Here is a 21,729-nt window from a genome sequence, read left to right as displayed (position 1 = left end):
CGCCTGCGCGACCGGAGCGAGGTCGAGCAAAGGCAATTGCGGGGACTGACATGAAGATCGACTTCGAAACCAACGTTTTCCCGCTATTTCATCCGCAAAGCGTGGATGATCTCAAGGACCCGTGTCCCGTCTTCGACGGCAGGGTGTGGCACGTCTTCGGCTCAAGCGGCACGGTGAGCACCGAGACGTGGAGCATCCTGCATGCGACGGCGCCCGAGCTATATGGGCCGTGGACCGAACACGAGTCGATCAAACTTCCTATCAATGGCACAGGGGTAGCGGCTCCAGGTGTAATCCACGAGAGCGGCGTCTTTCACATGTTCATCCAGACGGAGTTCATGAAGTCTGGGGGCCGCTGTGAGCACGCCGTTTCCAACGACGGATTCCATTGGGTGGTTCTCAGCCCGGCAATCCTTGCCATCCCGAACACGGACGAGGATGGGGTGTACGATCCGCATCCTGCAATCATTGGCGGCAAGCGCTATCTCGTTTATTCCGCCATGCCAAACTTCACCCGGGTGCCACAGCCCGACATCTATCTTGCACGGAGCCAATCCGACTCGTGGTTCGGTCCCTGGAAGCGGATCGGCAAGATCCTCGACCACAATGATGTTCCTCACCACAATGCGAGAGAGGATCCCGACTACGAATGGGGCATAGAAGGCGCACAACTGGTCGAGTTGCCGGACGGCCGCGTGCTTCTCAACGCCACTTGCTTTCTCCCAAATAGCCTTCGGGGGAACCGGCAACGGGTATTTTTTGCCATTGCTGACGAGGTGAGTGGACCTTACGTCTCGATCGGCCCAGTGCTCGAACCAGGGCAACCGGGCGAGAACGGTCACTCGACAGTGATGATCCAAGGCAGCCAACTTTCACTGTTCTACCAAAGCCGGGTTGCAGCGACCGATCACCGGTGGCGCTACGGCTTGGCGAAATGTGACGTCGCTCTGTTTTCAAAAGTTGCATGATCCTTACGGCTGCGGCCGGCAATCCTGGCGCTGATTGGCTGCAGACGTCGGTCGCGCCATCGGCGGCACCGTAGGTGCCATGCTGCCCAATCCCGCAATGAAGATGAACGGCTGGATGGCTGTCGCGAGAAGCTTCGCGAACCTCCGAGACCATGTTCGACCGGTGCTCCTCGATCACCAGCAGGTAGCGCCGACGCATATGAGACAGTGAATCGCGAAGCTGGCAGGCAAGACAAGATCGTCACGCCGATGCACAGACTTCAAGGGCGAGAGACGCCTCGTTGAGCGCGCTGTGACAGGCCCGAGCACTTCGGAGAATGCTGAGCCACCCAATCTAGTTGCTTGTCACATTGCTAGGGTGACGGCTTCCAACGAGGCTTATCAGCCGGTTTTGATCCTCAGCAGGATGTCCTGGTCATAATTTCCAAACCCCTTGCCGAAAATATTGATCCCGCCAGGACGCTTGGCATCATCCTTGACGCCGATGCGGACGCGGATTGAATGATGGCTTTTGAGGTCCAGTGCGGCGAGGCTGGTTTCAGAAATCCTGATGCCGTCGACATAGGTGCCGTCGGTAGAAATCCGCCAATTCTTCAGCTTGCCATATTGGGAGCCCTTGAGCTTCCACCAGGACGGTGTGAAGACGCCGCGCTTGTCGCCGAAATCTCCGGGTGACGTCCAGGTGCCGACATCGAAGCCATTGATCGTCAGCGTGATGTCGGAGGGCCAGTCGGCGCTCGTGCCTGGCACTTCAGAGGACAGCTCTACCGCCACTTCGAGTTCGGTGATCTCGGCATTGGCCAGCTTGGCATTGTTGGGAAACTGGTATTCGACAAAACCGCGCGTGAACCACAACAGCCCAGCCTTCATACGATCCGGATCGAGGAAAGTGTTCGGCACATCGAGCAGACCAATGATGCCGTCCGGCGAACAGAGACCGCAGGGCGCCGTCACCTCGAAACCGGTGTAAAGCCCGATCGGCATCGACACTTCGATGGCGTTGTTCTTGAGCGCACGATATTCGCTCTTGAAGACCACGAGCACTTCCTCTGCGGTCGGATAACAGATCTTCTGGCTGCCCTTCCTCGCCTTCTGGTTCTCGGTGCGGATCAGTCCTGCATCCTCCAGCACCTGGATATTGGTCGACACCGTTGATTGCGGCAGCGACAGCACGGCGGCGATGCCGTTGACATTCATCGGCCCTTTCTCATGCAGCAGCTTGAGCATGGAAATGCGTGCCGAAGAGGCTAGTCCCTTGAGGACGGCAATGCCTTCCTCAGGTTTTATAACCAAAAGCTTAGGACCCATTGATTTTCCAGTCTGTGCGGAAACTCTATGGAAAATAGACCTTATACCAGAATGTTTTTATCAATGCGTTGCGGCGCGTCATCGGAGACGAACCAACTTCAAGTGGTATTCATTTTCCCGCTTGCAATGCCACTCCGTCGATCCGGACATGGCAATCGACATCGGTGATCCGGATGTCGAAGTTGGTGAGGCTGCAACTCGGGTCTGGCAATTCATCCACGGAGCGCCTCAAGGCTGCAGGATTGGATATCAGGGCGCTACGCGACAGCGTGACGGTTGGCTTCGTGCGGCTGGGCAGCCAGGCGGCCAAATTCGGCCTGCAGCCCGGCGACGAGATCAACCAGGTGCTGGTGCCCGCCGAGCGACCGTCGCGCTACTGGTTAGCCATCCGGGCCATCCTGTTGCTCGGCCTGATCTTCTGGGCTCAAAGGCGGCGCGGAAAACATTGAATATGTTCTCACCCCGGCGGTCGTGGTCTATTTCATCGGCACCTACATGACGGCCATCACAGGCACCCGGACGCATGGCAGCCGGTCTGGTGGCCCATGGGCTACTTGATTTTTGTCGGTGAACGTGCGCGGCGTCGCACTTCCGTTCGGAGTTACCGTGGTCGTCACGCTCATCGCCCTGGCCATCCTGGTATTCTTCTTCTCAGTGCGCTGGCGTGGGCACGATTCGACTTCGCCAAGAATGCAATGAATATCGGAGTGGGACCCAATCGGGCGGCAATCGCGCTGCCGGACGGGCACGGGCCATTCCTGCCGTTCGGCCTCAGGGGGATTTCGCGGCGATGCCCTTTGCGGTGTGGCTGTTCCTCGCCATTGAGCAATTGCCGCTTGCCTCCGAGGAATCGTTGGATCCCAAGCGTGATACGCCCAAAGGCATCATGCTCGGCATGTTCACGCTGCTCGCCTCCGGTTTTCTGATCCTCATCATCAGCCCGGCACTGCCCGACGGGGCATTTGCGTACGGAACGTCCGGCGAGCCGATACTGGACGGCTTCCGGGCGATCTACGGAACGGGCTGGGCGAAGGTCCTCGCGCTGTTCGCAGTCGCCGGGTCGGTGGCGAGCTTTCACGCGATCATCTTCGGCTACGGGCGGCAAATATATTCACTGAGCCGCGCGGGCTATTTCCCGCATTTCCTGTCGGTAACCCACGGCGAACACAAGACGCCCAACGTGGCGCTTGCCGCAGGATCGCTCGCGGGCTTCGTCGTCATGGTGGTGATCTGGTTTACCCAGGGCGGCGGGGCCGCCGGCACTTACGTCGGTGGCAGGCTCCTGAACATGGCTGTTTTTGGCGCCATGTTCTCGTATCTTCTGCAGGGGCTGACCTTCCTGCAACTGCGCCGTCGTTTCCCGAACATTGAACGCCCATACAGGAGCCCCTTTGGTGTCCCCGGCGCATGGCTGACCGTGATCATCGCCTTGATCACCATCGGCTTCCAGCTTACCGACCCGTTACACCGCCAGGGTACCATCGGCGTCGCCGTCTGGTATGCACTGGCCATCGTCTATTTCGGCGCCTATGGCCGCAGAACGCTGGTCTATTCGCCGGAGTAGGAATTCGCTGTGAAGCAGCGTGAAGGCACTGCCTCGATATACGCTCGACTCTATGACCGAGGTAGGCGCGAAGCGGTCATTCACGATCTTCAGGTTTTGACCCAGGACGGCCTTTCCCCGGTAGTAAGCGGGAAGGGCGCGGTCGTCGAGCGAGTTGTCAGCCGCCTATTTCCGCAGCCCATTAATGTGCAACTTGGGAAGCCGCTGACATCAATTCCTTCGGATTCGGCGCCTTGAAGGTATTCAGGCCATCCTCCAAAACTTCAGTGAAGCTCCAGCGTACAATGCCCCCTCGGTCGATGAGAAACTGACCAACAAGCAGCTCCTTAGGGGAAGCCATCATCTGCTGATCGGCTTCCGTAATTTCATATCCCTCCTTCTTGTTGAGAAACTCGTCCATTGCCATCGGGTCCATAGGCTCGGGCAACTCACCCGGGAGATCGATACGGATCCCCATGACCTTGTCCATCCCGACCTCGCGCAAGCCGAAAGCACGGTGCGATGCCCGCTCCGGGTCGGACGCAGCGAGAAGATCGGGTGTCGGATGGTAACGGAAATAGAGCCGTGCCCGCTCTACCGGCGTATTGACGACCGCCAGGCACTCGACGCCTTTCTCACCCAGGGCCGGCTTGAGTTGCGCCATTGCCGCGACACTGCGCCGGCAGAACGCACAGTGCAGGCCTCGAAACAAGCCGATCAACAATGGGCTACGACCTCGAAAATCAGTCAGCGCGATTTTGCCTTCGCGCGAGATCGCATCGAGAATAATATTCGGCGCCCGGTCGCCCGGCTGCAGCGGGCGTTCGACATTACTCGTGGACATGGACAACCTCCTCGCCCCGGAAAAGCATACCCCGCCATCCGGAGTTGAGTCCGTGCTGGGGGACGCCAGGGCAAAAATTGCTTTCGACCTGCCATATTGCCGAGGTCGAGAATACGCGCGTTGCAGGCGCATTATAACACGAAAAAAGCCTCGTGGGTCGCCGTTTCGCGAGCCGTCGCGAGCGCTGCGGTAACCAGTGTATCGTCTCATCCGTGCCATGGGATGACACAGTGGCGGGACCGATTGGATCTTCACATGCTTGCGGTGTTCAAGCCTTGAAACTTGGGCGGCTTCGATGTGCCCGTACGTCAAATGTAGCGCTCCCGCACGCTCTTGCGCTGAAGGTCAGGTTCCCGGGCCTCGTTTTGGGACGCTCAAATCTGCAACGACCAAGGTCGAGTTCGGATCTTCATATTTCGCCACGATTGGCGATGGTCCGGTTGTGGCGCGGCCATGAGCATTGTCATCCGCGATGTCCGCTGTTGGGATGCGGCTATGGCCTGCTCAACGACCGACATGCTGACTGGCAGTTCGGGGACCGAGAGCGGAATTGCGGCTTCTGGCGCGGACCAACGTCTGAAGCTGGCCAAAGCGGACCTTCTATGGCGGCTAGTTGCCCTTACACGCGAGTGCTACGCTCCCAGCAAACCGACGTGAGCTCTTTACTTAATCCCGTAGGAGATCACCTCTTTCGACGTGGCGCTCGGCCAAGCCGCGCGGCGTGGTTGTCATCGTCCCCGGCTTCAAATCACATGGCGGCCACTACGGTTGGGTGGCAGAGCAGTTCGTCGCCGATGGTTTGGCCGTATAAGCCGTGGACCTGCGGGGGCGCCGCAAGTCGGACGGCGACGCTTCTACGTCGAGACATGTTCGTCTTGGCGGATATCGCACTGCTCTTGTTCCGACCCCGAGCTGGCACACGTCGCACCCCTTCGAATTCGATGGAATGTGCCTGATCTGAGCGTTGGCCGCGTTTTACTCGTCCACAGCGAGGCGAGCCGCCGCAAGTACGTCAGCAGCCTTGCCGGTCAGCAGAGCATCGATTGGCGAGGTTGCGCCAAATTTCGCGTTCGGGGCCATTAGCCATTGCCATGCCAACCGATGGTCCCCGAAGACGGCTATCATAGCTGCTATCCCGCCTGCTGGTCGAGCATCAACAAACTGCTTCAGGGGAAAAACGAACCTGCTGCTACCAGTTTGAAGTGCGATCGCCTCATTGCGTTTTTGCCAACGGAAGAGCGTCGACCTCGGTATTCCAAAGTGCCTCTCTATCACTGTGGGACCGGCCACGGGGCCAGCCCAGTCAGTTGCGAGACTGATAGGGCTGGGAGATTGGATTCGAGGTGGCACTGCCTTGAAGCGGTGCAACTGGGGGTCAAATCGTCCTTGCGCCTCTTCCACGAGCTGAGCCAGAAAAGCATGGGCAAGAGGCTCAAGGCTATCTTCTATGGCAGGCAAGGCTCGCTGAACGGCCTGGGTTTGGGCGGCGAGACTTGAAGCTAGGTATCCCGCTAATCTTGCGGCGGTCCGAAGTGCCGGCTTCCGGATTGTCGGGTCGTATTCACTAAGCAATTTGGTCACCGCAGTAGCCAGGGCATCTTCCAGTGCCTTTCGGTTGGACTGCTTAATAATGTTGCCACCGCGCGAGAACCGTCGTCTTGTCGTCACGTCGTCTGCCTCTCCTGAATGATGCTGATGCGCGGAATATCCATTGCTTTCTATAGCCTCAAGAGGGCGCCGAATCGAGATCGCTGGAGCTTGCCAGGCTCCAGCTTCCGAGGGATTCGAGTGCCCACAAGAATATGCTTGGTGCCATCGCGTCGAGAGAGGCGGTCCGCCTGCAACTGCTTTGCCGGGCCGAGCTGTCAGCTGCCTCCACCTTGATACATAATTGCCCAATGGTATCGCAGCTTACGAGTGCCGCGCCTCGGCGGTGTTCCAGGGGCAAGCAGCGCGCCCAGCCCCAGTCGCGGCATTTCTGGAACGGGCGCAGCGGAAGTTGAGCGAAACGCAAAACGCAAGATAAATCTCAATCGTGTGGTTTATCGGAAGTAACTTTGGGATCGATGGAACTGTTGCCAGCTTTTCTGGCTGTCTTGGATTGAGGTTTGTTGTCGGGCGCGCCGAGAACGGACGAAGGCGCCGCACTCTAACGGAGCCTATCGTGGCGTTCGCAGAACCATGACGCAGCCCTCGAGGTCGTTGGTGGCAAGATGCGCATAGCGCATTGTCCTCGAAAGCGTCCGATGGCCGAGCCACATCTGAACGTGTCTCATGTCGATGCCACCTTGAACAAGGCGTGAGGCGCAGGTGTCGCGCAAGATATCCGGCACCACCTGATCATCGGCGCCGAGGCCGACCTCGGCCTTCGCACCGTTCCAGACGGCGCGAAACTGTGCTTGGCGGACCTTGGTGAACGGGCCCTTGGGCCGGCGGCCCTCCGTGATATGCAGCTTGATCATTTCCTTGGTGCGTTCAGTCATCGGAATGATGCGGCTGCGGCCGGGCTTGGTGGTCGAGAAGCTGACGCGGTGCTCCTGGATATCATTCCAGATCAGCCCGAGAGCCTCGCTGAGACGGCAACCGGTATCGACAAGAAAGACCGAGAGCCGATAGGCGTCCTCGCTACGGTTCTTGATGGCAGCAAACAGCCGGGCCTCTTCGTCCCGTTCGAGGAAACGAATCCGTTGCGCCCGCTCTTTCTGACGGCGGAACTCAGTCAAGCTGTGGATATTGCCCATTTGTAAGCCCTCACGGCAAGTGGAGCAGGGGAGCGCCTTCGACACTAGGCGGATAAAGAAAAGCGCCGGCACAATCAACAAGCGGGAGCCATTACCGCCGAAAATTCCGGCTTCTCTTGCAATGTCGTTTTGACCATGTGGCCATTCTGCGGCGATTCCCTGGCGAACGACTCGGCATACACGCCGCAATTCAGGCAATAGCCCGCGGGATTCGGCCGGATTGCAAGGGGTGCAAGGGGTTCAATCGTTAACGAGAGCTTTCCGACTAAGGCCAAATCGTGACGTTTATGCAACACAGACCGGGGATAGCAGCCAAACAGTCCTTTCGCCGGCACGATCGTGGTTGAACGCCGCCGGCTCATGGGTATTGTCGGTTTCGAGGAAGCGGCGCGGTGCGCATCTTTTTCGGTTAGTGGGGATGGGGCAGGGAACGCTGTCCTTCAGCAAAGAATACCCAGACCCGTTTTTTAACTTTTGACTGGAGGTCAGAAAATGAACATCAAGAGCCTTCTTCTCGGCTCCGCTGCGGCCCTGATCGCAGTTTCCGGTGCGCGCGCCGCCGACGCCGTCGTCGTCGCCGAGCCGGAACCCGCTGAATACGTCAAGATCTGCGACGTCTACGGCGCTGGCTACTTCTACATCCCCGGCACCGAAACCTGCCTGCGCATCGGCGGCTATGTGCGTTACGACATCAGCGGCGGCGACGTCGGTTCGTTCGACGGCGCCCGGACCCGTGACGTGCAGGATGGCACCGAGGAGGATACCTGGCGCAAGAAGGCCCGCTTCACGCTGAAGACCTGGACTGGCCAGGAAACCGAACTCGGCACCTTGAAGACCTACACCGAGACTCGCTGGAATTTCGGCAACCGCAACGACTATGCCACCAATACCACCGACACTGACAATACTGCTGGCAACTCGGGCGTCTCGCTGAACTTCGCATGGATTCAGCTCGGTGGCCTGCGCGTCGGTAAGGACGAATCGGCCTTCAACACGTTCATCGGCTACGCCGGCAACGTCATCCAGGATACGCTGGTTCCCTACGGCGATTTCGACACCAACGTCGTCCAGTACTACTTCGACGCCGGCAACGGCTTCTCGGCAGTCCTGTCTCTCGAAGAAGGTGCGGGCGGCGGCACTGATGGTTTCTACGGCAAGGGTACGATCGACAGCTACGTTCCGCATGTCGTCGGCGGCGTGAAGTGGACGCAGGGCTGGGGCGCCATCACCGGTGTCGTCGCTTATGACAGCAACTACGAGGAAGTCGCCGGGAAGGTTCGCTTGGATGTGAACGTCTCTGACGCCATCCAGCTGTTCATCATTGGCGGTTACGGCACTGACGACAACCTCAGCGATCCGACCTATGCACTCGCGGGCGGCGGCCGTGGCTTCTACAAGCAGTGGGGCGGCAACTGGGCAGTGTGGGGCGGTGGCACCTACAAGTTCAACGAGAAGACCTCGTTCAACGCCCAGATCTCGTATGACGAATGGAAGAACCTCGGCATCGCCGCGAACATTGCTTACGATGTGGTTCCCGGCTTCACGATCACGGCCGAAGTCGACTACCTCAATGCAGGCAAGTTCGACGACGCCGACTTCTCCAACTGGACCAATGCCGACAGCAAGAGCAACATCGGCGGCATGCTCCGCTTCCAGCGCTCGTTCTAATAAATTTCGCTTCGGCGAAATTGAAAACCCGGCGGGCAACCGCCGGGTTTTTTGTTTGTCCGGGCTGAATTGGAATGGACATTCGATCCTGCATCTTCCCCGCCTGCAGAGTTCGAAATGCCATCGGACCGGCGGAGCAGTCGCAACGCGAGGACCGCTTCGCCGGACCGTTGCCCGTGGATCGCGGCCTCGCGATCGAAAGAAGGTCAGCAGCCGACTGGCCATATCAGACCCTGACAGGCTTGCGCAAACCTCGGGCAGATTGGCAAGGCATCGTGGATGGATCAGACGCTCGTAGCTTTTTCCAGCGCTTGACGGATGAGGCAGAAATGGCTCACCCGCCAGCTCGGGTGTTGACGCGCCGTCCCTGTCGAAAAGGCTTAGGCAGGCATCGTTCCCCTATCGATGAGGCGGCCGCAATTGCAATCGATGAGGCGACCGCAATTGCTCCTCTTGTGCGGCGCCTTGTCGACGATCGGGCGAACAATTGATGTCGCGGTGATATTCATCACCGAGTGCCCTCGATTGATCAACAGTGGTCGGCATCACGGTCAAGCCATCGGTGCCGCGCCGCGCCGCTCAAGCGCGGTCTTGCGGATAGTTTCCGCAATTTCCGGGCTGCTGCTGCATAGCATCTGGAAATCCGCCGAGTGCAGCGACAGGAGTGAGACCACCGTTGCGGCGCTGACGGTGGCCGAGCGGGGTTCGCCGCTGATCAGCGCCATCTCGCCGAAGAAGGTGCCAGGGCCAAGCTCCACCGGGTTCGGCGTCGCGACGCTGACCCGCCCCTCCACAACGAAGAACATCTGATCACCGATTTCGCCATTGCGGCAGATCACGGTGCCCGCCGGCATGATGCGGGGTCTTAACGCGCGCACGATCTCGACCAGCGCGGCCGGGCCGAGCTTCTGAAACAACGGCACGGCGGCGACCAATTGCCAATTACGAACGAAATCCTCGCGACGGACTTCTTGATAGAAGCCGGTGGCAAGAATGCCAGCCCAGAGCGCGAAGATGCCGATGCCACTCATCATGACTATCCCGGCCAGGACGCGGCCGGCGAAGCTTTCCGGAACAGCATCGCCATAACCGGTGGTGGACAGCGTGACCACCGCCCACCACATTGCCTGGGGGATGCTGCCGAACGTTTCCGGTTGGACGTCGCGCTCGATGACATAGGCCGCGAGCGCGACACCGAACAGAACGATGCCGAAGAGCGTGGTGACGCCGATCAGGTTGCGCGCTTCGTTGGTCAGGATCCTGCCCAGCAGCGGGAAGAAAGTCGAGTCGCGCAGCGGTTTCAGCAGCCAGACAGCACAGTAGAGGCTCCGGTCGGGCATGCCGACGAGCAGAAATGCGGCGAGTGGAACCAAAACCGCGAGCACATCGATGGCGATTGCCGGCGTCCTGTCCCGAACGGCTCCCGCCCGCCGCTTGAGCAGCGTCTCGGCCACTTGCAGGAGATACACGCCCCAGATGACCGCGAGGACTGCATCCAGAGCCAGTCTGCTTCGTCCGGACATGTCCGGTGTCGTGAGCGTAGCCACCGTTACAAGCCCAATCGCAGCCAGTAGCGCGTTGAGCGGCGCGTACATTCTTAAGAAAGGCAGTGCCGACATTCTATGCCCACGAGCAGCTACTATCCTCCAAACTAGGATGCCTTCAAGGCAAGCGCAAAGGTGGCGCTGCGATGCGCATCACCAACGGTGAACTCAGATATTCCGGATTGCTTCGTGACCGGACGTGAACAGACAAGCCACAACCCCACGAGAATGACCCAGTCCGGACATTGTAATAGGTTCCGGCGGAAAACTGAAATAGCGGAACTTCGCTTCACTCGAGCCCGATCCACACAAAGCCGTCCTGCTTTCGGCAGGGGTATACGATCAACTTTGCGCGGTTTTTCGAAATGTCACCCAGATATTCCAAGCCCGCCCTGCTGCCGTCGTGCTCCAACTTGGCCCACTCCCTGATTTCGCCGGTAAGCAGGTCGAAACAACTCTGATGCCAGCGGCAGACCAGGCCAAGATCTGCGGTGATCGTGCTCCCCGTGTGTGGGAGCTTCAGCTGTTCGGCCTGAGCGGAACTTCGGCGTTCGTAGAGCGGCAGATGAAGATGCGGGCAAGCATTGTTGAAGGCGCAATAGTTGTCGGATCCGCGAACGACAACGATATCGTAATCTTCAAACTCGAGAATCCGACGTTCGTAGGGCTGAAGCTCGTCTTCGGAAAAAGCGCGAACCCACCTCCTGCCGCCGCGCCGGATTGTTTCGCGAAGCCCCTTGGCATTCAGCTCGGCGTCAATTTCGGGCTTCAGCCTGACGATTTCGAACAGGCTTGTGCGCTCGCCGGTACCGCGAAGGCGTACCCTGACGAAGTCGCCGATTTCCACCTTTTCGGCGATCTGGTCGCGGAGAGCCTCAGATATCAGCAAGCGCGTGCCGGCATCTTTATTGGCGGACTCGACCCGGCTGGCCAGATTTACAACGTCGCCGATAGCCGTAAGACGTTCGTGTCCAGCAAAACCCAATGTGCCGATGACGGCTTCGCCATAGTTGAGGCCGATACGAATATCGAAATCGATGCCATACATCGAGGCAAAGAACGGCTTCAGACGATCGACTGTAGCGAGGGTCTGAAGTGCGGCGTTCACGGCGCGAAGCGGAGCGTCTGGCTGGTCGTCGATACCGAATATAGCCATGAGCCCATCGCCAATCAGTTTGTCGATGAAACCGCCATTCTGCTCGATGATGTCGCCGACCTGGGCGAAGTAGCGATTGAGCAGATACATCACGTCGTAGGGGGAAAGCCGCTCCGACAGCGCTGTGAAATCTGCAATGTCGCTGAAGAACACCGCAACATGCCTTGCTTCGCCGCAACGCGTCGCGGCGGAAGCGCCTAGCTGGCTGGTGATCATTATGTCGGTTTCGTCTAGCACCAGGCGCCGGACGCGAAGCTCGCCTTGCGGCCTGAGCTGACAGGCCAGCCGAACCTCATCGGCCAATCTCAACCGGTTCGCCATCAGGGTTTCGTCCGGATTCCGGTTCGGGCAAGCCTCAATGCCGTCGAGAACCCAAACGCGGCATGTCGAGCATTTCGCCCTGCCGCCGCATGCGTGGGCAAATGGCACGCCCGATCTGAGAGCCGCCTCAAGCAAGGTCTCATTTGCGGCCACGTCGAAATCCACTCTGTCGGGTAAGGCGGTTACTTTGGTCATATCACCGAACACGGGTCCGTCGCGTTAACTGGCTGTCAGTGTAGCACCAATCGGCTCGGGCAGTAGAATCGTGCAAAATTCGGGTAGTGTCTCAGTTTGAAATTTGCCGCCGTCGACAGCGCTGTCGCAGCCGGCTGCAAACTCCTATATGCTTAGCGCAAAGCAAGGGAGAGAAAGACCATGCCATTGTACCTGACTCGGTTCAGCTACACGCCGGCAACATGGGCGAAGCTCATTAATAACCCCGAGGACCGCCGAGAGGCGGCGAAGCAGTACATTGAATCGGTGGGCGGAAAGTTGCACGGCTTCTGGTACGCCTTTGGCGAACACGACGGCTATAACTTGTGGGAGGCTCCGGATAACGTGTCTATGGCGGCCACCGCGCTGGCGATCGGCTCGGGCGGAGCGCTGAGTTCCATCCAGACGACCGTCCTCCTGACCGTCGAGGACACGATTGCAGCACTGCAAAAGGCATCGTCGATCAAATATCGGCCACCGGGAGAACAAGACCGGACCTAAAGGCCAGAAGCGCCCCGCCGACGCCGTCGGGGTCACGCGCATTGCCACGGGCGATGAAGCCGACGACGTGATTGATGACGGCAAAGACCCAGCTGCGAAGGCGCTTGGTGCGAAGGGCGGAAAGAAGCGCCGAGAACATGACGCCAGAGCGGCGCGCCGAGATCGCAAAGAAAGCTGCCGAAAAGCGGTGGGCGAAAGGCTAGTTCGGTGTGTCTGCTGAGCCTGCTTGGAGGCCACAAGCCGCTTGCGCTACCGCTTCACGAAATCTTCCAAGGCGTCGATCAACGCCGTCTCAATCCCGGCTCCCAAGTTACCACCGAAAGGTCCGCCGAGGTCGGCTGCAAGACGGGTGCGGCCCGATTCTGGCCGGAAGAGCTTGCCGTGGAGCTTGGCGATCCACTGCTTGCCTTCGGTCGTCAGCTCCAGATAGCGGATCGCTTCGCCGATATAGGGCTCGACCTGCAGCGTGAAGAAATCGGTGAAGATGCCACCGAGATCGGCGGCGTCTTGCAGCCGAGCTTTTCCACCATCCCGACCTCGGAGAACTCGGCAACAGCGCCGGCAGTTAGCGGAGGCAGCAGCGGTGATAGAAGGGAGCCGCGAGCTCTGGCCGATCAGGTCCGCGGCCCTGCGCCGGTTCGGTATTGGTGGCCTGGTAGGCCGGATCGTAGCGCGGGCAGATCAGGGTATGTCGTGGTTAAGTGGCGGGCGCATTGTCACGCTAGCTAAGTGTTCGCCACCGCTTGGAGGCCTTCCGAGGGAGGGCAAAGTCGATGAGTTCGCGGATAAATAGGCGATCTGCGGTTTTTTGCTAATACAAATTGAAAATTGCGCCGTCATGTTTCACAACAGGTCGGTACAGCCAGGACGGTTCCGAAGCCTGCGGGTTTGTCACCGTTCTCAAGGCGAGAATTCGAAAAGACGTTCAACAATGACCCAGCACGCAGAAAATGCTCGAATTCTTATGTACAGCCACGACACGTTCGGGCTCGGCCACTTGCAGCGCTGCCGGACGATCGCGCATTCGCTGGTCGAGGATTTCCGCGGACTTCAGGTGCTTATCATTTCGGGGGCGCCTATCGCTGGCGCCTTCGACTACCGCGCCCGTGTCGACTTCGTGAAGATCCCCAGCGTCATCAAATTGCGCAACGGCGAGTACACCTCGTTGGAAAAGGATATCGATCTGCATGAGACGCTAAGGATGCGCCAGTCGATCATCCGCCACACCGCCGAGACCTTCCGGCCGGATATCTTCATCGTCGACAAGGAACCGCTCGGCCTGCGCGGTGAGATTGAGGACACGCTGTCCTACCTCAAGACGCGGGGAACCACGCTGGTGCTTGGCCTGCGCGAGGTGATGGATGCGCCGCATCTGCTCGAAGCAGAGTGGGCACGCAGGGATGTGATGCGCAAGATTGGCCTGTTCTACGACAAGATCTGGGCCTATGGCCCGCCGGATTTCTACGATCCGTTGACCGGCTTGGATGTTCCGCCGGTTGTCAGGGCAAAGATGAGATTCGTCGGTTTCCTGCAACGGAGCCTGCAGCGAAACGAGTTGCCCGGCCACCGGCCCGAGGGCGATTATATCCTCGTTACCACCGGTGGCGGAGGCGACGGCGCCGAACTGATCCACGACGTCATCGATGCCTATCAGCAGGAGCCGCAATTGCAACACAGGGCGCTGGTCGTGCTTGGGCCCTACATGCCGGCCCGCAAGCGCAACAAGCTGCTCAAGAAGGGGTCCAAGATCCCCTATATCAAGATCATCGAGTTCGACAACCGCATGGAAGACCTGATTGCCGGCGCCAAGGCGGTTGTGGCGATGGGCGGTTACAACACCTATTGCGAGATACTATCTTTCGACAAGCCGGCGCTGATCGTGCCGCGCGTCGAGCCCCGCGAGGAACAACTGATCCGCGCTCGGCGCGCAGCCGAACTCGGTCTCATCGAGATGCTTTTGCCGGAAGAAGCCAAGGACTCCCAGCGGTTTGCCGATGCACTGGTGGCGCTGCCGGACTGGCCCCGCCCATCACAGAGCAATCCGCATCTGACGCTGGAAGGGCTGCCTCATATTTCCGAAATTGTCGCGGAACTGCTCGACCGGCGGGCCGGCCATCACCTGTCGGTCATTGAAGGAATGAACTGACTTGCGACATCGCAAGATCGTCGTGGTTCTGAAGGGCTATCCGCGGGTGTCGGAAACCTTTATCGCGCAGGAACTGCTCGGTCTGGAGCGTGCTGGGTTCGAGCTGATACTCGTCGCGCTCAGGCGGCCGACCGACGCAAAACGCCACCCCGTGCATGACGAGATCAAAGCGCCCGTCCATTATCTGCCTGAATATCTGCATGAAGAGCCGCTTCGCGTGCTTCGCTCGCTGTTTGCTTATTTGCTGCGGCCGGGCTTCTGGCGCGCGCTCGGATCGCTGGCTGCCGATATCCCCCGCGACTTTACCCGCAATCGCGCGCGCCGTTTCGGGCAAGCGCTGGTGCTGGCGGCCGAATGGCCGAAAGATGCGGAATGGTTGCATGCACATTTCGCGCACACGCCGGCATCGGTGACGCGCTATGCCAGCCAGCTTCTTAGCCTGCCCTGGAGCTGCTCAGCCCATGCCAAGGACATCTGGACTTCGGCGGACTGGGATTTGGCTGGCAAGCTTTCCTCGGCGCGCTGGACGGTCACTTGCACGAAAACCGGCTTCGACCGTCTGAAAGAGCTCGCTAAAGGCAACGCGTCTGTGCATCTGAGCTACCATGGGCTCGACCTCGATCGCTTCGGCAGTTTCGGCGAGGCGCGAAAGCACCATGACGGCTCGGCGCTGGACGAACCGGTTATCCTTCTGAGTGTCGGGCGCGCCGTTGAAAAGAAAGGCTACGATACCTTGCTGGAGGCCCTTGCCCTCTTGCCTGGCGATTTGGCGTGGCGTTTCGAGCATATCGGCTACGGCGAGGAACTGGAACGGCTCAAGGTACTGGCGCAAAAGCTAGGACTGAGTGGTCGCATCTCTTGGAAAGGCGCGCTTGTGCAGGAGGAGGTGCTTGAGCATTACCGCTGCGCCGACATCTTCGCCCTGGCCTGCAGGATCACCGCTAATGGCGACCGGGACGGTCTGCCGAATGTTCTGGTGGAGGCGGCTAGCCAGCGGCTTGCCTGCGTGTCGACCGATATTTCCGGCGTGCCGGAGCTTTTATCGCCGGATGAAACCGGGCTGCTGGTTCCCACGGATAATCCAATTGCCTTGGCACAGGCGCTGGAGCGCCTGATCCGTGATCCTGTGCTGCGCACCCGCCTCGGCGACGCAGCAGAGCGGCGCGTGCGCGGCAATTTCGATCATCTGGCAAGCATTGGACAGCTCAAGGACCTGTTCGAGCGCGAGTGGCGGGCCGTCGATTGAACCGGCTGGGCGCCTTCCTTTATGTCCAGCACCTGCTCGGTATCGGCCATCTCGCGCGCTCTAGCCGCGTCGCGGCGGCTCTGGTCGATGACGGGTTTGACGTAACCGTTGTGACCGGCGGAGCGCCGGTTGCAGGGTTTCCGGGGCTCGGGGTAAAATCAGTAACCCTGCCACCTGTCACCTCCGGTGATGATGGATTTTCCGGACTTGTCGATTTGCAGGGCAAACCCATCGACGATGATTTCAGGAAACGGCGTTCAGAGATGCTGCTGCAGGCATTCCGGGATTGCAGGCCGGATATCGTCATTGTCGAGGCGTTTCCATTTGGACGCCGGCAGATGCGTTTCGAACTCTTGCCGCTGCTCGAAGCCATCGCCGCGACGTCGCCCAGACCGCTGCTGGTGACATCCGTGCGTGATATCCTTCAGGAGCGCGTCAAGCCGCGCCGGAACGAGGAAACGGTCGATCTCATCAACCGGCATTTCGACCTTGTTATGGTCCATGGCGACCCGGCTTTCGCAACCATCGACAAGACGTTTCCACTGGCTGGGGCGATCAGGGCCGAAGTCACCTACACAGGGCTCGTTGCCGCGCCGCCTTCGCCCGTGGGCTCCGAGCGCTTCGACGTTTTGGTGTCGGTTGGCGGCGGGGCTGCCGGAAAGAGGCTTGTCAGATCCACCATCGCAGCGGCGCGGAACGCCAACAACGGTTGGAAATGGTGTTTGATCACCGGCCCAAACCTGCCGAAAGACGAGTTTGACGCGATCGCGGGCGATGCCACGCCTGGCCTGTCCATCTTCCGGTTCCGCGAGGATTTCGCCAGCCTGCTGACCGGCGCCCGCCTGTCAGTGTCGCAGGCTGGTTACAACACCGTCTGCGATGTCCTGCGTGCGGGTTGTCGCTCCCTGCTGGTTCCATTTGCAGCCGGCGGGGAAACCGAACAAACGGTTCGCGCTCTGATGCTCGAAGAACTCGGTCTTGCAACGGTGCTGATGGAAAAGGACCTAACGCCTGAAGGATTGGCGCAAGCGATCGAACAGGCGCTTGTGGCACCGACGCCATCCGCGCATCGTCTCGATCTAGAAGGCGCGCGTCACTCGGCGCAAATCCTGCGCGAAAGGTATCGAACACGGTCCCTAAAAATCGAGCCCGGTTTCGGAAAAGCTCATGATCAAACAGACGATGAAGCCTAGTCTAAACAGATCCAATCAGCATGAAGCGCGTATAATTTTTTGTCGGCAATTCGCCGGAGAACCGCACCTCCCGTAGCGCCGCCATTGCTTCGAACGCTGCCAGCGAAGCCACGCAGTTGATGTGTGTCGGCTCGCTGAAATAGTCGTTTGATTGCAGCAGTACATTCGTGCCCCGCGGAAGCAGAGCAAGCCAGGCGCGCAGATCGGCTATGTGTTCGCAGCTCGTATTGACCGTCAGGTCGGGCCGCCCGGCCGCATAGTCGAGCGCGTACATATCTGCCGTCAGCGCCCGGAACCGGTCGCCGGCTTCCCGGTTGAGGGTCCCGGCGACGGGCGCGACTTCGGGATCGATGTCGATGCTGTCTATCGCCCCGATGTCGAAGCGAGCGTCGTTGAAAAGCATTGCGGGCAATATGCCGTACCATCCACCCAGAACCCATATGCGCCCGAATCGGCCGCCGCAGCTTTCCAACAGCTTCTCGAGCGCCCACATCTTGCAGGCGACCTGCTTGTGGTTGAAGGCGTTCGCGATATCGGCCTTCGGATGCTTGGTGATGACGCGCGCCAGCCCTGCGACGAGAGGGTCGTTGACATAGGCAGCAATTCCCCGCGTGAGGTCCAGGGCTTGTTCGTGCCAGTCCATGCCGGCATTGCGTGGTTGCGTGACATCCATCATATTCGTCTTGTATGTTGGGATTTCGGGCGACACAACGCAATCTTGCCTCCCGCAAGGCTGTTCGATCCGCGGACGTGATCATGCTGCAAGCCGCTTCGCCATTGCCCGATGCCGGAGAGAGCCGGCTGCGTCTGTCCGGACCATCGGCGTCCATCCGCCAGTACCAGCCGCGCAGCTGCAGCCTCGTGCTCGCCTATTCGCCAGAACCCTACGGAAGCCGCGAACCGTCAGAGCGCAGGACAATCTCCCTGCACTGCAGCTTCGAGATTGTCGTTGGCGACGAAGAGATTGCCGACATCCCATTCGCCAGCAGGTGCGTCTCTATCCCGCATCCTTCCAACTGAAGGATCCACAGTCGCATATGGAACCCAGCCTAGCCCGCTATATCTGGACGCACACCAAGAAGCAGCAGCTCTGGATATTGATGATCGTCGTGCTTTCGATGGTCCCGTATTTCATGTCCTTCGACTTGCCGAAGCTGATCGTCAACGGGCCGATCCAAGGTCGAGGCTTCGAGCAACCGGGCGCGACCCAACCATTCATGAGGCTACACTATAACTTGCCGTTCATTGGAGAGGTTCAGTTCTTCTCCGGCTTTCAGCTCGACCGCAAGGAGACGCTGTTTGCCCTGAGCCTTGTGTTCCTCTTGCTGGTCGTCATCAACGGCCTGTTCAAACTCTACATCAACACCTACAAGGGCCGCCTCGGTGAACGTATGCTGCGGCGTATCCGCTTCGAACTGGTTGATCGTGTGCTGCGGTTTCCGCCGGTCTACTTCAAGCGGGTGAAATCCGCCGAAGTGGCGACCATGGTGAAGGACGAGGTGGAGCCGCTGGGCGGCTTTATCGGCGATGCCTTCCTGCAGCCGGTACTGCTCGGCGGCCAGGCGCTGACGGCCATGCTCTTCATCATGGTCCAGAACGTCTGGCTCGGAATGATAGCGGTCGTGATCGTGGTGATCCAGATCGTGCTCATCCCGCGAATGCGGCGGCGGCTGATCGTGCTCGGGCGCCAACGGCAATTGACGGCGCGCGCACTTTCGGGCCGGGTCGGCGAAATCGTCGACGGCATCGGTGCGGTTCACGTACACGATACATCAAACTATGAGCGCGCCGACATAGCTGCCCGGCTCGGGCTCATCTTCAAGATCCGCTTCGATCTTTACCAATGGAAATTCATGGTAAAGTTCCTCAACAATTTTCTCGCGCAGCTCACGCCCTTTCTGTTCTACATGATCGGCGGGTATCTGGTCATCCAGGGTCGGCTGGACGTCGGCCAGCTCGTCGCCGTGATCGGCGCCTACAAGGACCTGCCCGGACCGATGAAGGAACTGATCGACTGGGATCAGGATCGGCAGGATGTCCAGGTCAAATATCAGCAGGTCGTCGAACAGTTCACCGTGGAGGGTCTCATGGCGCCGAGAATCGGGGCGTTGGCGATCGACGATCCCGATCCGATGACCAAACCCCTGTCGGCGATCGGTCTGTCCATAGCAGACGATGGCGGTGCGATGCTTCTCAACCGGGTCTCCCTCCAGGTCAAGCCGGGTGAGACGCTGGCGCTGGTCAGTACCGCAACAGGTGGAGCGGAAGCGCTTGCAGAAGCCTTCGCGCGGCTGAACTGGCCCGACAGCGGAAGGATCGCTTCGGGCACCGACGACCTGCTTGAACTCCCCGAAGCAGTGACCGGACGGCGCATGTCCTATGCCTCGTCGGATGTTTTCCTGTTCCAGGCGAGCCTCCGCGATAACCTGCTCTACGGGTTGAAGCATGCGCCGCTGACACCGGTGACTTATGACGGTGCCGCCGCAGACCAGCATCGCTGGAACATCGACGAGGCGCGCCGGTCGGGCAATCCGGATTTTGATGTCCACAGCGACTGGATCAACTATGCTTCCGCCGGCGCCACCGGCCCGCACGACCTCTTTGAAGCCGTGCGCCGGGTGCTCGACGCGGTTGTTCTGTCGCGCGACATTCTGGATCTTGGCTTGCGCTCTTCGGCCGACCTAAAGCGTCACACAGAGCTTGCCAGGCGGATCGTCGAACTGCGTGCGGCGCTGCGAACCCGGCTGGAACAGGAAGGGCTGAGCGGACTGGTGGTCCCTTTCGAACCGGGCGCCTACAACAAGGAAGCAACGATCGGCCAAAACCTGCTCTTCGGCGCTGCCGCCGGCCCCGAATTGGCCGACCGGGCCCTGGCGGCCAATCCCTATTTTGCGTCAGTGCTGAGGCAAGCCGGCCTCGACCGCACGCTCTACGAAATGGGATTGGAGATCGCCAAACAGGCGATCGAGCTGTTTGCCGACTTGCCACCCGATCACCAGTTCTTCCAGCAGCTCGCCTTCATGAGCGCCGAGGAGATACCGGCCTACGAAACCTTGCTGCAACGGCTCAACAACCGTCCCTACGAGGCGGTTTCGGAGAACGATCGCGCCATGATCGTTAGCTTGAGCTTTGCCTATATCGAGCCCCGGCACCGCTTCGGCCTGCTGAGCGATGAGCTGATGAGCAAGATCGTCACTGCCCGCAACCGGTTCTATGAAAACCTGCCGCCCGAGCTGCATAACGCGATCGAACGGTATGATCCTGCCAAATACATTGCCGCGGCTACGGTCATGGATAATGTCCTGTTCGGGCGTGTGGGCAACAACCATCCCGACGCGCCGGACCGCATACGCTCCATCCTCTATGACGTTCTTGACGAGCTGGGGCTTTATGGCGAACTTCTCGATGTCGGCCTGGATTTCAACGTCGGCGCCGGCGGCAGGCGGCTGACCGGTGGACAGCGACAGAAGCTCGATGTTGCCCGAGCCCTGCTCAAGCGGCCCGATTTTCTCATTCTCAACCGGCCGCTATCGGCGCTCGACCAACGCATGCAGGATAAGGTGCTGCGAAATGTGCTTGAGGAAGCCAGAAGCGACGGCCATTCGCCGGCAATTGTGTGGGTCGTGACGAATCCGTCAATGGCGATGATGTTCGATCGCGTTATCGTCTTCGACTCGGGTCAATTGGTGGAAGACGGAACACACGAGACACTTTTGGCAGAGAACGGTATCTTCAAGGAACTGGTGTCGTAGAGCGATGTCTCGGAAACGGAATTAATTCCATCTGGGTGCCCGTTGCTCTAATCTGGCAAACGCGAATTTTGAGGTTTGCGACAATGCTGCTCAAGGATGAAGTTGGAATGCTGCAACGCGTTCCCTTGTTTTCTGGCATCGAGTTGACAAAGCTCAAACTGCTTGCGTTCACATCCGATCGCGTGAGCTACAGCGCCGGCCAGATCCTTTTCCGGCAGGGCGACGAGGGAGATGCCGCCTATGTCATCCTTTCAGGCATGGCGGATATTCTGGTCGATTCCGACAGCGGACCGATAAAAGTTGCCGAAATGGTGCCAAATTCGATTGTTGGCGAGATCGCCATACTGTGCAACAGCTCCCGCACGGCCACCGTCAGAGCGTCAAGTCAGCTGGAAGCCTTAAGAATCCGCAAGGATCATTTCCTGAGGCTTATGAAGGAGTCCCCGGAAATGACCATTGAGATATTGCGGGTTCTTGCCGATCGCCTAAGCCATACCACCGCGGATCTGATCGACGCACGAAGCGCCAAATAGCGAATGACGTGCGGCCGATCCTCCCCGTCGTGATAGCACGCCTCTTGCTGAG

General features: G+C 59.4%; 18 protein-coding genes and 1 pseudogene. 11 read left to right on the top strand and 8 right to left on the bottom strand.

Translation table 11 applies throughout. The features are described 5' to 3' along the window. The first annotated feature begins 50 nt into the window (after positions 1–50). Positions 51–968 (top strand): glycoside hydrolase family protein, encoded by a 918-nt coding sequence (locus tag NKI49_RS24340; protein ID WP_352695793.1) that lies wholly within the window; start codon positions 51–53, stop codon positions 966–968. A 381-nt stretch (positions 969–1,349) separates the two neighbouring features. Here NKI49_RS24340 and NKI49_RS24335 read toward each other — a convergent pair whose 3' ends face one another. Next, a complete protein-coding gene (locus NKI49_RS24335) occupies positions 1,350–2,276 on the bottom strand; it encodes an ArsR/SmtB family transcription factor (RefSeq protein ID WP_352604475.1) in 927 nt (308 codons plus the stop codon). A 173-nt stretch (positions 2,277–2,449) separates the two neighbouring features. Between NKI49_RS24335 and NKI49_RS24330 the strand changes: the two genes are divergently transcribed. Continuing rightward, on the top strand, positions 2,450–2,725 hold the full coding sequence (locus NKI49_RS24330) for a DUF3394 domain-containing protein (RefSeq protein ID WP_352604477.1): 276 nt from the start codon (positions 2,450–2,452) through the stop codon (positions 2,723–2,725). Positions 2,726–3,066: 341 nt separating this feature from the next. Further along, positions 3,067–3,840: an amino acid permease gene (locus NKI49_RS24325; RefSeq protein WP_352604479.1), complete on the top strand. Its 774-nt coding sequence runs from the start codon at positions 3,067–3,069 to the stop codon at positions 3,838–3,840. A 181-nt stretch (positions 3,841–4,021) separates the two neighbouring features. Here the strand turns inward: NKI49_RS24325 and NKI49_RS24320 are convergent, their stop codons facing one another. The 3 genes and pseudogenes from NKI49_RS24320 to NKI49_RS24315 all read right to left on the bottom strand — a co-directional run. Beyond that, the gene (locus NKI49_RS24320; RefSeq protein WP_352604481.1) at positions 4,022–4,663 is read right to left on the bottom strand and encodes a peroxiredoxin-like family protein; all 642 of its coding nucleotides are present in this window, start codon (positions 4,661–4,663) and stop codon (positions 4,022–4,024) included. A 975-nt stretch (positions 4,664–5,638) separates the two neighbouring features. Beyond that, positions 5,639–6,331 (bottom strand): antitoxin Xre/MbcA/ParS-like domain-containing protein, encoded by a 693-nt coding sequence (locus NKI49_RS33460; RefSeq protein WP_502899554.1) that lies wholly within the window; start codon positions 6,329–6,331, stop codon positions 5,639–5,641. 491 nt (positions 6,332–6,822) lie between these two features. Next, positions 6,823–7,404 (bottom strand): annotated as a pseudogene (locus NKI49_RS24315) (site-specific integrase); the annotation flags it as partial. 492 nt (positions 7,405–7,896) lie between these two features. Between NKI49_RS24315 and NKI49_RS24310 the strand changes: the two are divergent. Beyond that, on the top strand, positions 7,897–9,072 hold the full coding sequence (locus NKI49_RS24310) for a porin (protein ID WP_352604483.1): 1,176 nt from the start codon (positions 7,897–7,899) through the stop codon (positions 9,070–9,072). 551 nt (positions 9,073–9,623) lie between these two features. Here the strand turns inward: NKI49_RS24310 and NKI49_RS24305 are convergent. Continuing rightward, positions 9,624–10,691 (bottom strand): cyclic nucleotide-gated potassium channel, encoded by a 1,068-nt coding sequence (locus tag NKI49_RS24305; RefSeq protein ID WP_352604485.1) that lies wholly within the window; start codon positions 10,689–10,691, stop codon positions 9,624–9,626. 214 nt (positions 10,692–10,905) lie between these two features. After that, the gene (locus NKI49_RS24300) at positions 10,906–12,288 is read right to left on the bottom strand and encodes an adenylate/guanylate cyclase domain-containing protein (RefSeq protein WP_352604487.1); all 1,383 of its coding nucleotides are present in this window, start codon (positions 12,286–12,288) and stop codon (positions 10,906–10,908) included. Between the two features lie 180 nt (positions 12,289–12,468). On the opposite strand from NKI49_RS24300, the gene NKI49_RS24295 reads away from it, so the two are divergent. Then, positions 12,469–12,807: a GYD domain-containing protein gene (locus NKI49_RS24295; protein ID WP_352604489.1), complete on the top strand. Its 339-nt coding sequence runs from the start codon at positions 12,469–12,471 to the stop codon at positions 12,805–12,807. A gap of 249 nt (positions 12,808–13,056) precedes the next feature. Here NKI49_RS24295 and NKI49_RS33455 read toward each other — a convergent pair whose 3' ends face one another. Beyond that, complete coding sequence (locus tag NKI49_RS33455) at positions 13,057–13,395, bottom strand: hypothetical protein (protein ID WP_502908794.1); 339 nt, start codon at positions 13,393–13,395, stop codon at positions 13,057–13,059. Between the two features lie 343 nt (positions 13,396–13,738). Here NKI49_RS33455 and NKI49_RS24290 point away from each other — a divergent pair, with 343 nt between their 5' ends. Genes NKI49_RS24290 through NKI49_RS24280 form a run of 3 tightly spaced genes read left to right on the top strand, consistent with a single transcriptional unit; the run spans position 13,739 to position 17,392 of the window. Further along, entirely contained in the window at positions 13,739–14,953 is a 1,215-nt protein-coding gene (locus NKI49_RS24290; RefSeq protein ID WP_352604491.1) for a glycosyltransferase family protein, read from the top strand. Between the two features lies 1 nt (position 14,954). Further along, entirely contained in the window at positions 14,955–16,199 is a 1,245-nt protein-coding gene (locus tag NKI49_RS24285) for a glycosyltransferase family 4 protein (RefSeq protein WP_352604493.1), read from the top strand. After that, a complete protein-coding gene (locus NKI49_RS24280) occupies positions 16,196–17,392 on the top strand; it encodes a glycosyltransferase family protein (RefSeq protein WP_352604495.1) in 1,197 nt (398 codons plus the stop codon). Before NKI49_RS24285 ends, NKI49_RS24280 begins: the two co-directional genes overlap by 4 nt. Before the next feature lies 1 nt (position 17,393). Here NKI49_RS24280 and NKI49_RS24275 read toward each other — a convergent pair whose 3' ends face one another. Then, the gene (locus NKI49_RS24275; RefSeq protein ID WP_502899555.1) at positions 17,394–18,068 is read right to left on the bottom strand and encodes a class I SAM-dependent methyltransferase; all 675 of its coding nucleotides are present in this window, start codon (positions 18,066–18,068) and stop codon (positions 17,394–17,396) included. An 80-nt stretch (positions 18,069–18,148) separates the two neighbouring features. Between NKI49_RS24275 and NKI49_RS24270 the strand changes: the two genes are divergently transcribed. The 3 genes from NKI49_RS24270 to NKI49_RS24260 all read left to right on the top strand — a co-directional run bounded on the left by NKI49_RS24270 (position 18,149) and on the right by NKI49_RS24260 (position 21,677). Further along, a complete protein-coding gene (locus tag NKI49_RS24270) occupies positions 18,149–18,412 on the top strand; it encodes a hypothetical protein (protein ID WP_352604497.1) in 264 nt (87 codons plus the stop codon). A 17-nt stretch (positions 18,413–18,429) separates the two neighbouring features. After that, positions 18,430–21,144, top strand: a complete 2,715-nt coding sequence (locus tag NKI49_RS24265) for an ABC transporter transmembrane domain-containing protein (RefSeq protein WP_352604499.1) — start codon at positions 18,430–18,432, stop codon at positions 21,142–21,144. An 83-nt stretch (positions 21,145–21,227) separates the two neighbouring features. Beyond that, positions 21,228–21,677 (top strand): cyclic nucleotide-binding domain-containing protein, encoded by a 450-nt coding sequence (locus NKI49_RS24260; protein WP_352604501.1) that lies wholly within the window; start codon positions 21,228–21,230, stop codon positions 21,675–21,677. The last annotated feature ends 52 nt before the right edge of the window (positions 21,678–21,729 follow it).

This window comes from Mesorhizobium sp. M0587 (assembly GCF_040320945.1).
GTDB lineage: Bacteria > Pseudomonadota > Alphaproteobacteria > Rhizobiales > Rhizobiaceae > Mesorhizobium.
The sequence above is the reverse complement of the archived record's forward strand: the minus strand, read 5'-3'. Positions and strand labels throughout refer to the sequence as shown.